This window comes from Kitasatospora sp. NPDC127121 (assembly GCF_042677305.1).
GTDB lineage: Bacteria > Actinomycetota > Actinomycetes > Streptomycetales > Streptomycetaceae > Kitasatospora.
The window spans coordinates 86,043-96,873 of the sequence record NZ_JBHXTQ010000001.1; the positions used below are offsets into that span (position 1 = coordinate 86,043).

Sequence of the window (10,831 nt, forward strand, 5' to 3'; positions counted from 1 at the left end):
AGGATTCCTCGTAGCGGCCGATACGGGGCTCAGCGGAGCTCAGCGGAGCTCAGCGACTGCCGCGCGGAGTTCGTCGAACGCGGCGCGCGTGTGGGGCGCCAGCCCGCCGGGGTCCTCGTCGTGGCTGGGGTCGGTCCACCGGGCGTAGCCGAGCCTGAACGCGAGGACGCCGAGTTCGGCGGCCACCTGCGCCGTGGGTTCCGCGACGTTCCGTCGCTTCAGCGCGTCGACCATCGCCGTGGCCATGCCGATGCACTTCAGCACGTTGCGCGCCTGCAACTCCGCGTTCGCCTCGATCGCCGCGTGCAGCAGCGGGCTGAGCTCGCGGTTGAAGGACGTCATCTCGCCCGATGCGCGTTCGAGTCCGGCCGCGACGGCCGTCATCGGCGTCGCGTCCGCGGGGGCGCCGTCGATGCCCTCGGCCAGCAGGCGGCTGAGCGCCGTCTGTCCCATGGTGAGGATCTCGCGCTTGTCGGTGAAGTGGCGGAAGAAGGTGCTCCGCGTGAGCCCTGCCCGCTCGGTGATCTGAGCGACAGTCGTTTCGTCGTAGCCCTGCTCGGCGAACAGGCCTAGCGCAGCCACGACCAGGCGCTGTCGGGCATCGGGTTTCCATCGCGGCATGTTGCCAGTCTAGATGACGGGACAAGTGTCGCATCGCGTCGTACAGTGATGAGACAACAGTCGCATCACTCCTCGGAGCTCACCATGCGCGTCTTCATCACCGGCGGCACAGGCCTGATCGGCTCTGCCGTCGTCACCGAACTGCTCGCCGCAGGCCACCTGGTCACCGCCCTCGCCCGATCCGACGCCTCCGCGGCCAGCGCGAAAACCGCCGGCGCCGACGTGCTCCGCGGCGGGCTCGCCGACCTCGACGTGCTGCGGACCGGCGCGGAACAGGCGGACGGCGTCATCCACCTCGCCTTCAGCAACGACTTCAGCTCGCCCGACGCACTCGCACGAGGGATCGCCGAGGAGAGCGCCGCACTCGCGGCCCTCGGCGACACCCTCGTCGGCACGAACAGGCCTCTCGTCACCGCGTCCGGCACGCCCCTCGTGGCGGGACGCGCCTCGACCGAGGAAGACCCGCTGCCGCTGGACGGCCCCGTCAGCGGACGCAGCCTGTCGGTGAACCGCACACTCGCACTCGCCTCACGCGGCGTGCGCAGCTCGGCGGTACGGCTGCCGCGCACGGTCCACAACCAGGGCCAGGGCGGGTTCGCCGGGCTGCTCACCAACATCGCCCGCGGCACCGGCGTCGTCGGCTACCCCGGAGACGGCGCGCAGCGCTGGCCCGCCGTCCACGCGCTCGACGCCGCCGTCCTGTTCCGGCTCGCCCTGGAGAAGGCCCCGGCCGGAAGCGCGTGGCACGCCGTCGCCGACGAAGGCGACGCGGTACGCGACATCGCCTCGGTCATCGGACGGCGGCTCGGCCTTCCGGTCGAGCCGGTGCCGCAGGAGAGTTTCGGCCCCCTCGGCCCGGTCTTCGCCGCCGACCAGCCCGCCTCCAGCGCTCACACCCGCGCCGCCCTCGGCTGGAAGCCGACGCACCCGGGCCTGCTCGCGGACCTGGAGAACATCGAAGCCTGAGCCGCCTGCCGGACGGACCGGCGACCGCCAGGGAACCCGGCCCCGCTCGCCCGCCGAGCGGGGCCGGGGCCTGCGGCGAGCGGTGCTCTGCGACAGGCGGCGCTCAGCCGCGCAGCTCGGGCCAACCGTCCGCGTTCGAGCAGGACTCGTAGTCGTAGCGGGTGAGGCGGTCCCACTCCGTCCCGGTCACGAGCTCGAACGCCTCCTCGTGCACGTAGAGCAGCGGTTCACACTGTCGCGCGGTGTACGGAGCGAACCGTTCGGGATCGTGGAACATGCTCTCGTACACGTCGCGGCCCGCAGCCACGACCGCAGCTCGCGCGTACAGGAAGTGGTCGCTCGACTGAGGGAACGGCGAGCCGTCGGGCAACACCGCCCCGGTGATCGGCAGCGTCCCGAACTGCTCCTGGTCCAGGCGGTGGAGCGCCTCGGCGAGACGCTCACCGAAGCCGATGATCTGGCCCAGCGGTTCGCGTGCGAGAACCTCGGTGAGGCGGGCGCAGGCGGCTTCGAGGCGCTCGCACGTCTCGGTACCGGCCTCGCCCCCGAGGACCTCGATCAACTGCCAGAACCGCTCCCAGGTCATCACCGGCAGGTCGAGGCCGTGGTCGACGTCGACGTCACTTCCCGCGGATGGTCCGGCACTGCCCGCCTCACGTCCGCCCTGCCCGTCCACGCCCTCGAACGGCCCGTCCACGTCCTCGAACGGCTCGTCACTCCACCGGAACCAAGCCCTGTCGTCCTGGATGTGCAGCAGGAACTCGGCGACCGGGCCCGAGGGCGAGAGCATCGACACGGTGCGCGTGATCTCGTCGTACGCGTCGTCGAAGGCCTCCCAGTCCTCCGCCTCGGACAGCGCGAGCGAACGGGCGAAGAGCGGCTGGACGGCGGGGAACGCCGTTCCCGGCACGAAGCGCCCGTGGAGCCAGGGGAAGTCCGTCTCCTCGACCACGATCTCGCCCACCAGCTCTTCCCCGCGCACCAGACGCCAGACCCCGCCCTCAAAACCCATCGCACACAGCCCTTGCCACCCGTTGCCGTCCTCTTCTGCCCGGCAGCATGCCAGCTGGCACTGACAAGCGACGGAGCGAGGCACATCCCCCCGTGGTGTGGGTCGGCGATGGCCGGGTGAGGTGGGTGTGCCGGCCGTTACGCGGGGCGGGCGGCCGCCGAGATCTGGCCGACCAGGACGGCGAAGGGCATGTCGAGGGCGGCGTAGAGGTCGCCGGCCTCGGGGGCGGCGTTGTCGGCCAGGGCCTCGACCATGAGGGTGGCGTAGTCGGAGACGGTGACGCCCGCCTGCTGCATGCGCAGCAGTCCCGCCTCGCGCTTGGCCTGGCTGAAGGTGCCGGAGGCGTCCACGGCGACGTACGCGTGGTGCCCGGCGGCCGTCGCGGCGATCGCGGGCAGCGCCGCGCACACCTCCAGTGACACTCCGGCGAAGATCAGCTTCTGCCGCCCGGTGGCTTCGATGGCTTCGCGGACCCGGGCGTCGTGCCAGGCGTTGACCGTGCTGCGGTCGATGATCCGCTGTCCGGCCGGCAGGGCCTGGACCAGTTCCGGGGTGGTCGGCCCCCACATACTGTCGGCCGCGGTGGTGGTGACGACCAGGGGGATGCCGAGCACGGTCGCCGCGCGTGCCAGCGCCACCACGTTGTGCTTCAGCTCGCCGAGCGGGATGTCCCGGACACCGGACAGCAGGCCCACCTGGTGGTCGACCAGGACCACGGCGGCGTTCTCCCGGGTGACCGGCTCCAGGAACTTGCTGTGCTCGCTCATCGTGCGCTCCTTCGGGTTGAACCACGGCTCCGTTGGCGGCCAGTAGTCACTAATCTTGATAGTCAAGATTAGTGACTACTTCGACGCTATACCCCTGCCCCCCAGGGCGCAAGCACTGGTCAGGGCGGGGCGCCGGAACGCCTGGGGCCCCGCCCGAGCCCACCGGGCGGGCGACTAAAGTTGCTGGTCACAGGGCGGAGCGGCAGACGGGCCCAAAGACGGCGGAAGCGGGAGAGGCGTTGAGCGGACACCAGGCGGCGGAACCGGACCTCGGCGTGCTCGCCGCCCGGGTGCTCTTCTCCGTCCAGCGCGAGCTGTTCACCGTGCTCGCCGAACAGGGCTTCGACGACATCCAGCCCCGCGCCGGCGCCGTGCTCGCCTACCTGCGCACCGACGGCATCCGGGCCAGCGAACTCGCCCGCGCCTCCGGACAGCACAAGCAGGTCATCGGGACCCTCGTCGACGACCTCGAACGCCTGGGTTACGTCGAACGCAGACCCGACCCCGCGGACCGCCGCGCCAAACTGATCCACCCCACCGAACGAGGCCTGCTCCAGATGGAGGCGGCCGCCGCCATCATGCGCTCGATCGAGGAGCGCCACGCGAAGGCCCTGGGCGCGCGGGAGTACGCCGCCTTCAAGACCGCCCTCCACCACGTGGCCGATCTCCAACGCGAGACCCGGCGCGAAGACTAGGGGCTCTCTTTCGGATCACGTCGGATCAGCGCGCGGCGTCGGAGTGCGTGCATCGCAAGGCGGAGGAGGGAGTCCATGCGGAGTATCGGCGACCGACGACAACGCGGCGAGGTGCGTGCTCCGGCGTCGCGCGCCCGGCGTGATCCGAAAGAGAGCCCCTAGGGCGTGCCCTGTCGATCAGAGCGGCCTGTCAGGAGGTGAGGACGGAGATCCCGTCTCCGAACAGTTTCAGCCCGAGCACGAAGAACAGGACCGCCATCACGGCGACGTTGTGCTGAGCTGCCCAGTCCTTCCAGTTGCCGAGCGTGGTCTGGGCTCGCTCTCCCCCGAGCACGAAGACTCCCAGCGGGGCCAACAGGCCGAGGGTGGCGATCACGACGAAGATCGCCAGCGAGGCGATCTGCTGCCCTGCCGGCAGTCCGGCCGAGCCGATCGCGGCGCCCGCGGCGAGGGTCAGCGGGGCGTTCTTGGCGTTGAGCGCGGACAGGGCCAGTCCGAGTGCGAGGACCTTGACCGGCGTGAGGCGGTCGATCGCGCTCATCCACTTCGGCAGCTGGGCCTGCGACGGATCCTTCGGGCGCCGGTGCCATTGCCGGACGCCGAAGAGGACGAGGAGCAGGCCCAGGACGAGCTTGAGGACTCCCACCCAGGTGGCCGGGTGATGGTGGGCGGAGGCGCCTGCGGGGGAAGCGATCGCCAGCATCACCGCGCCCAGCGCCGAGAGTCCCAGGATCCAGCCGACGGTGAAGAGGACTCCGTTGAGGCGTCCCCGAGGCGTGGCGAGGATGAGGATGATGGCGATGATCGGGAGTGGGCTGATCGCGACGCCGGCGGCGAGACCCAGGATGTCACCGAGAACTTTGCCCATGATTGCCTCCAGAGGGGAGTCAGAGCGCGTGACGACGACGAACCCGGCAGGCCCATGTTCCAGTTCCATGATCCTGCGCTCTGACGAAGCTGTCCTCATGAGCTTCTCGGAGCTCTGAAGGCCTTGGCCTGCTCGTCGCCCAGTGGTGCCCCCACCGCGCTCGGGTCAGGATGAAGAGGTGAGGGCGATGGCGCCTCATGTTCGGGCGGTTGGCGTCCCTCGCACCGACCACGGCAGGAGGACGTCACGATGACCGCGATGACAGGCGCTACCCAATCGGCTCACCCCGAGCGCCCGGGCAGGTCGGATGGGGTCTGCAGTGAGTTCACCGTCTTCACCAAGATCAAGCCGGGCCATGCGGATGCGCTGCGTGAGGATCTCGCGACGCTCGCCGACGCGGCGCATGACGAGAGCGCCCATGCGGCGGTGCGCCAGATCGGCACCCTGCATGACGCACGGCACGTGATCTTCGACGACGACACCCGGTTCATGTTCGCCAGCGTTTTCGACGGCTCCTGGGACACCTACATCGACGACTTCGCCAAGACGGTGGTCGGGTCCCGTTTCGACAAGGTCTTCTCGCACAGCGAAGGGTTCCCCGGCGTCGCCGATCCGGGGGTGAAGGACTGGTTCGTCGCCCACCAGGAGCCGGCGGGGGTCTTCGTCAGCGCCTATCCCGACCTCACCGTCCAGCAGATCTACAAGGACCACCGCGTGGACGACGCGTTCCAGGAGGTGCTGGACACCCCCCAGTTCCGGGCGGCGCTGGACAACCCGGCCAACGCGGAGTTGGTGGCCACGCCGGCCTTCCAGAAGCTGCTGGAGGAAGCCTCGGCCTAGGGGCTCTCTTTCGGATCACGTCGGATCAGCGCGCGGCGTCGGAGTGCGTGCATCGCAAGGCGGAGGAGGGAGTCCATGCGGAGCATCGGCGACCGACGACAACGCGGCGAGGTGCGTGCTCCGGCGTCGCGCGCCCGGCGTGATCCGAAAGAGAGCCCCTAGCACCCGGGCACGGCCGACCATCGGAGCCCACCCACCATCGGTGGACCAGGTCGGCCGGTGCGAGCCGGCCGTTGCCGGGCTGTCCAGGCGGAGACAGATGCGCAGGGACATATGCAGAGAGACAGATGTGGAGACGGATGTGGAGAGGCACAAGCGACCATGAACACAGCGGACAGCGGCAGCGCGGCGGGCGGCGTGCGCGTCGAGATCGACGACGTCCAGAGCGGGGCCCTGCGTCCACGGCCCGTGCCCTACGAGGGACGGTTCGTCTTCCTGCGCGTGGATGACCGGCACGTCGGGCGCGCCCTGCTGCGCAAACTGCTCCCGTTGACCTCGGGCGGTCTGCCCAGTGTGGACCCGAACCGGGATGCCTGGGTGACCGTGGCGTTCACCCACCAGGGGCTGCGGGCCCTGGGGGTGCCCCAGGAGTCCCTGGACAGCTTTCCGCGGGCGTTCCGTGAGGGCATGGCCGCTCGGGCGGAGCTGATCGGTGACGTGGGCGAGAGTGCACCGGCCCGCTGGGAGGCCCCGTTCGGAACCGGTGAGGTCCACATCGCGTTGAGCGCCCTGTCCTCCGATGCGGCGCAGCTGGAGAGGGAGCTGGGGCGGGCCCGTGTCGCCTACGAGGGCACGCCCGGTGTCCAGGTGATCTGGCAGCAGGAGGTCCACCAGCTCCCGACCGGGCGTACCACCTTCGGATTCCGTGACGGCATCAGCCATCCGAACATCGAGGGCGTCGGGCTGCCCGGCTCCAACCCGCAGGAAGCCCCGATCAAGGCCGGCGAGTTCATCCTCGGCTACCCCGACGAGACCGGCGGCCTGCCGCCCGTGCCCAGCCCCGACGTGCTGGGACGCAACGGGACCTACGTGGCCGTTCGCAAGATCCACACCAACGTGGCGGCCTGGCGCCGGTACCTTCGTGCGAACAGCTCCAGCGCCGAGGAGGAGACACTGCTGGCGGCGAAGATGGTCGGGCGCTGGCCGAGCGGGGCGCCGTTGACGCTGGCGCCGGAGCACGATGATCCGGCGCTGGCGGCCGATCCGCGCCGCGTCAACGACTTCCTGTACCGGGAGAACGACGATCGCGGCTTCCGGTGCCCGGCCGGGGCGCACATCCGGCGCACCAACCCCCGTGATGCCACCATCATCGGCGACGCACGGATGCACCGGCTCATCCGTCGCGGCACCACCTACGGCCCGCCGCTGCCGGAGGGCGTGCTGGAGGACGACGGCGCGGAGCGGGGCCTGGTCGGCGTGTTCATGGGGGCCCATCTGGAACGGCAGTTCGAGTTCATCAAGGCCGAATGGGTCAACGACGGCAACTTCATCGGCTACCCCGGCGAGAAGGACCCGGTGGCCGGACACCACGGCGGAACCGGCAACATCACCATCCCGGAGAAGCCGGTCCGGCGCCGCCTGAAGAACCTGCCCAGCTTCGTGGTCACCCGCGGCGGCGAGTACTGCTTCCTGCCGGGTCTGCGTGCCCTGCGCTGGCTCGCCGAGCTGGAGGACTGAGGGCGATTCCCACCCCCTGAGGTCCGATCACGCTCTCCGAGGAGAGGTCGGAGTCATGACAGCACAGTTCGTCCGCTACACGCCCGACGTCGAAGACGACGACCCGCACTTCGACCGCAACGTGCAGACGGTGATCGAGAAGACCGAGAGCTACATCGCCGAGTCGGTCGAGGCCGGTGGCACCGGACGGGCCCTGCGCGACGCCCACGCCAAGGGCTACGGGCTGGTCCGAGGGGAAGTGGAGATCCTGGCCGGGCTGCCCCCCGAGTACGCCCAGGGAATCTACGCGACTGCGGGAACCCACGATGCGCTGATCCGCTTCTCCAACGGCTCGCCCCACGCGGGAGCCGACGCGCGGCTGGGTGCCGCCACCGGACTGGCGCTGAAGATGTTCGACGTCCCCGGCCCGACCCTGCTGGAGGACGAACCGGACACGGGCACGTTCGACTACGCCAACATCAACGGACCGGTCTTCTTCTGCAACACGGTCGAGCACTACCTGTTCATCCAGGAACTGTTCCTGAACGCGCCGGCGTACTTCTCCCAGGGCCGACCCGGCGCGCATCGGTTCTTCACCGAGTTCGTGACCGGGAAAGGAACGCTGGACCAGGAGGACTGGGCCTGGGACGAGTTCCTGGCCTTCCTGCGCCTGTCGAAGACGCCTCCGGCGAACCTGCTGCTGTCCAGCTACTGGACGATGGGCGCGGTCCGGCACGGGGACTACATCGCCAAGGTGCGCATCACCCCCGAGCCGTCCTTCGCCGCGGCGGTGGTGCGGCGCACCATCGACCCGGCCTCGGGGGCGGAGTTCTTCCGCCCGGCCCTGCAAGCCGAGTTGCAGGAGCGGCCCTACGCCTTCGACATCCAGGTCCAGCTCTGCACCGACCTGGAGCGGATGCCGGTGGAGGACACCACCGTGGAGTGGCCCGAGCAGCTCTCGCCGTCCGTCACCGTGGCGAAGCTGCGGCTGCCGCAGCAGGACATCTCCGGCCCCGAGAACCTGGAGAAGATGGACTCGCTGTCCTTCACGCCCTGGCGGGTCACCGCCGAGCACGCACCCCTGGGCAACATCATGCGGGCCCGCAAGGAGGTCTACCGGCAGTCCTCCATCGCGCGCCATAGGCTCAACCGGCAGTCGCGCACGGAACCCCGCAGCGCCGACGACGTACTCGGCGCCTGACCCGGCCCACCACCGCGACGGTGCGTCGACCGGGGCGGTCGGCCCTGACAGCCCGCTGCCGCCGGCGTGCCAGGGCCCGGCCGGTCACTTCAGGGTGACGATCTTGCGCATGCCCAGGCCGGCGTTCGGGACGCCCGTCCGCTCGTCGGGAATCATGCAGAGCAGGACGTACCGTCCGGGCTGCAGGCCGTGGGCCTGCACGGAGGCGGTGCGGTCGCCGGACATGGCGCCGAGGCCGGTGGCCGGCCCGGTGAACGGGGACCGGGCCGGCAGGCCGCCCAGCGCGACGTCCCTCAGGTACTCCCCGATCTGCTCGTCGGTGGTGTCCGCACCGATCGGCCGCAGCTGCATCTCGTGGATCTGCTTCGACTCGTCGTGCACCAGGTAGGCCAGGTGCGCGTGGTCGACGTCCTCGGTCTGGAAACGCGGGCCCTCGGCCGTGTCCTTCTCGATCACGATGCCGTCGTCGAAGCGGACCTGGTTGTCGTTCTGGCCGTTCGTACCGACCAGGTTCAGTTTCCTGGAGACCGGGTGGGCCGGGTCCGCCCGGAACGCGGTGAGGTCCAGCAGGTAGACCGGCCCGGGGCTGACCTCCTCGGTGAACTGCTCGTGCACCTGCGAGGTGACCAGCGCCCCGCCCAGCAGGTCCGCCTCGCCGTTCACCGCCCGGATCCCGGCGCCCGCGGTGGCCGGCGACGGGCTGACCGCGTCGGCGAGGTCCCGGAGGACCTGGTCGATGGTCACTCCCTCGTACGGACGCAGCAGCTGCAGCTGTCGGCCGTTCGGGTCGTCCGTCTTGACCCGGAAGCTGACCAGGCCGCCCTTCGCGGTGTCCGGTGCCTGCAGGCCGGAGGCTCCGATGCTCACCTCGACGGGGTGCTCCTCCGGCGAGGCGGCGCCGGCCGTACCACTCGCACCGACGCTCGTCGCCAGGGCGAGGGCCGAGACGGTCACCGTCCGTACCATGCGCGCGAACACGTGCTCCACCATGAAGAATCCTTTCTGTGGGTGGCCTCCGGCGCGGAACATCCCCCACCGCGCGCGGCAGACCACGCCCCGCACCGGAAGGCGACCGGTTCGGACCATCGGGCAACGGGGCCCGGCCAGCGATGGCGATGGTGCCGGCGGGCGCGAAGGGGCGCCCGGAGGCCTGACCGGCCTCGGTTCGGCGGGCGCCGGGCGGATCGTTGCGGTCCTGTTGCGCGGGCAGTGGCGCAGCTCATAGGCGTTGCGGGTGGTTCGTGATCGCATCGGCTGATGCATCAGTTCGAGAACGCCGGGAATCACCTGACGGCCCGCCGGCCCGCTGCCGCTGTCGCGGTGGTCGCGGTCTGCGCAGCCCTGCTCGTGGGTTGCGGAGAGCGGGCGACCGGGGTTTCGGCGGCCACCGGCGGTGCCGGGCCGTGCGGGGCGCCGGTGCCGTCGGCGTCCCGCAATGGGCAGGCGTCGCCCGGGCTCGCGCAGGGCGGGGTGCGGATCACGGCCGCCAGTGCGGCCTGCGCGGAGTACGAGGTCACCAATCCGGGGGACGAGACCTCTGATGTCACAGCGGTGTTCAGCCGGCTCTCGGCGGCCGGAGGTGCGCTGGACAACGTGACGCAGGTCGTCACCGCGCTCGCTCCGGGGGCCACCGCGAAGGGGCGGATCGAGCTGGACGGGCACGGGCAGGCGCGGCCGGGCGCCGGACCGCTGGTGAAGATCGTCCAGGTCCGCAGTGTGCCCAGCGCCGAGGCCTCACAGCCGGGCGGCCCCTGCCCGACCTCAGGCCTGCGGCTGTACGCGGACGACGGCGACGCCGCGATGGGCCTGCGCGTGGTCGGCCTGCACCTGCGCAACTGCGGGACGTCCGCGGTGTCCGTCAACGGCTACCCGAAGCTGCAACTGCTCGACGTGGAGCACCGGCCGGTCGACGGGGTGCGTTTCCTGTCCGGCGGCGCCGGGATCGCCAGCGGCACCGGCGCGGACGACCCGCCGCAGGAGGTCGTGCTGCGCCCGGGAGAGGGCGCCCGGTCCACGCTGGTGTGGCGCAACACCGTGGAGGCCGGCAACCCGGTGAACGCCCCTTACGTGCGGGTCCGGGCCACCCCTGACGCGGCCCCGGTGATGGTCGTCCCGGAGATCGACCTGGGTACCACGGGGCGGCTCGGCGTCGGCGCCTGGACCAGGGAGGACAGCCGGCCGTGAGCGGGGCGCCGGCGGTCCTCC

Annotated in this window: 11 protein-coding genes; 6 read left to right on the top strand and 5 right to left on the bottom strand. The window is 70.8% G+C overall.

Annotation, left to right across the window (positions count from 1 at the left end):
* Nucleotides 1–39: 39 nt before the first annotated feature.
* On the bottom strand, nt 40–621 hold the full coding sequence (locus ACFVHI_RS00410) for a TetR/AcrR family transcriptional regulator (RefSeq protein WP_380334147.1): 582 nt from the start codon (nt 619–621) through the stop codon (nt 40–42).
* Nucleotides 622–705: 84 nt separating this feature from the next.
* Between ACFVHI_RS00410 and ACFVHI_RS00415 the strand changes: the two genes are divergently transcribed.
* On the top strand, nt 706–1,587 hold the full coding sequence (locus tag ACFVHI_RS00415) for an SDR family oxidoreductase (protein WP_380334150.1): 882 nt from the start codon (nt 706–708) through the stop codon (nt 1,585–1,587).
* A 103-nt stretch (nt 1,588–1,690) separates the two neighbouring features.
* Here ACFVHI_RS00415 and ACFVHI_RS00420 read toward each other — a convergent pair whose 3' ends face one another.
* Together ACFVHI_RS00420 and ACFVHI_RS00425 are read right to left on the bottom strand one after the other, a co-directional pair.
* Nucleotides 1,691–2,551, bottom strand: coding sequence for a DUF4240 domain-containing protein (locus ACFVHI_RS00420; protein ID WP_380334153.1), 861 nt, complete (start codon nt 2,549–2,551; stop codon nt 1,691–1,693).
* A 185-nt stretch (nt 2,552–2,736) separates the two neighbouring features.
* Nucleotides 2,737–3,366, bottom strand: coding sequence for an isochorismatase family protein (locus tag ACFVHI_RS00425; protein WP_063351891.1), 630 nt, complete (start codon nt 3,364–3,366; stop codon nt 2,737–2,739).
* Between the two features lie 239 nt (nt 3,367–3,605).
* Here ACFVHI_RS00425 and ACFVHI_RS00430 point away from each other — a divergent pair, with 239 nt between their 5' ends.
* Nucleotides 3,606–4,061, top strand: coding sequence for a MarR family winged helix-turn-helix transcriptional regulator (locus ACFVHI_RS00430; RefSeq protein ID WP_380334156.1), 456 nt, complete (start codon nt 3,606–3,608; stop codon nt 4,059–4,061).
* 190 nt (nt 4,062–4,251) lie between these two features.
* Here ACFVHI_RS00430 and ACFVHI_RS00435 read toward each other — a convergent pair whose 3' ends face one another.
* Nucleotides 4,252–4,929 (bottom strand): GAP family protein, encoded by a 678-nt coding sequence (locus ACFVHI_RS00435; RefSeq protein ID WP_380334159.1) that lies wholly within the window; start codon nt 4,927–4,929, stop codon nt 4,252–4,254.
* A gap of 249 nt (nt 4,930–5,178) precedes the next feature.
* Between ACFVHI_RS00435 and ACFVHI_RS00440 the strand changes: the two genes are divergently transcribed.
* The 3 genes from ACFVHI_RS00440 to ACFVHI_RS00450 all read left to right on the top strand — a co-directional run bounded on the left by ACFVHI_RS00440 (nt 5,179) and on the right by ACFVHI_RS00450 (nt 8,626).
* Entirely contained in the window at nt 5,179–5,769 is a 591-nt protein-coding gene (locus ACFVHI_RS00440; RefSeq protein WP_244293777.1) for a hypothetical protein, read from the top strand.
* Between the two features lie 321 nt (nt 5,770–6,090).
* Nucleotides 6,091–7,446 (top strand): Dyp-type peroxidase, encoded by a 1,356-nt coding sequence (locus ACFVHI_RS00445; protein WP_380334162.1) that lies wholly within the window; start codon nt 6,091–6,093, stop codon nt 7,444–7,446.
* Between the two features lie 55 nt (nt 7,447–7,501).
* On the top strand, nt 7,502–8,626 hold the full coding sequence (locus ACFVHI_RS00450) for a catalase family protein (RefSeq protein WP_380334165.1): 1,125 nt from the start codon (nt 7,502–7,504) through the stop codon (nt 8,624–8,626).
* Nucleotides 8,627–8,710: 84 nt separating this feature from the next.
* Here ACFVHI_RS00450 and ACFVHI_RS00455 read toward each other — a convergent pair whose 3' ends face one another.
* The gene (locus tag ACFVHI_RS00455; protein ID WP_380334168.1) at nt 8,711–9,616 is read right to left on the bottom strand and encodes a hypothetical protein; all 906 of its coding nucleotides are present in this window, start codon (nt 9,614–9,616) and stop codon (nt 8,711–8,713) included.
* Between the two features lie 267 nt (nt 9,617–9,883).
* On the opposite strand from ACFVHI_RS00455, the gene ACFVHI_RS00460 reads away from it, so the two are divergent.
* Complete coding sequence (locus tag ACFVHI_RS00460; protein ID WP_380334171.1) at nt 9,884–10,810, top strand: DUF4232 domain-containing protein; 927 nt, start codon at nt 9,884–9,886, stop codon at nt 10,808–10,810.
* The last annotated feature ends 21 nt before the right edge of the window (nt 10,811–10,831 follow it).

Excerpts from the sequence above, each read along its gene's own strand:
- ACFVHI_RS00410 (WP_380334147.1), bottom strand. The coding sequence starts at position 621 with ATGCCGCGATGGAAACCCGATGCCCGACAGCGCCTGGTCGTGGCTGCG.
- ACFVHI_RS00415 (WP_380334150.1), top strand. The coding sequence starts at position 706 with ATGCGCGTCTTCATCACCGGCGGCACAGGCCTGATCGGCTCTGCCGTC.
- ACFVHI_RS00425 (WP_063351891.1), bottom strand. The coding sequence starts at position 3,366 with ATGAGCGAGCACAGCAAGTTCCTGGAGCCGGTCACCCGGGAGAACGCC.
- ACFVHI_RS00435 (WP_380334159.1), bottom strand. The coding sequence starts at position 4,929 with ATGGGCAAAGTTCTCGGTGACATCCTGGGTCTCGCCGCCGGCGTCGCG.
- ACFVHI_RS00440 (WP_244293777.1), top strand. The coding sequence starts at position 5,179 with ATGACCGCGATGACAGGCGCTACCCAATCGGCTCACCCCGAGCGCCCG.
- ACFVHI_RS00445 (WP_380334162.1), top strand. The coding sequence starts at position 6,091 with ATGAACACAGCGGACAGCGGCAGCGCGGCGGGCGGCGTGCGCGTCGAG.
- ACFVHI_RS00450 (WP_380334165.1), top strand. The coding sequence starts at position 7,502 with ATGACAGCACAGTTCGTCCGCTACACGCCCGACGTCGAAGACGACGAC.
- ACFVHI_RS00455 (WP_380334168.1), bottom strand. The coding sequence starts at position 9,616 with ATGGTGGAGCACGTGTTCGCGCGCATGGTACGGACGGTGACCGTCTCG.
- ACFVHI_RS00460 (WP_380334171.1), top strand. The coding sequence starts at position 9,884 with ATGCATCAGTTCGAGAACGCCGGGAATCACCTGACGGCCCGCCGGCCC.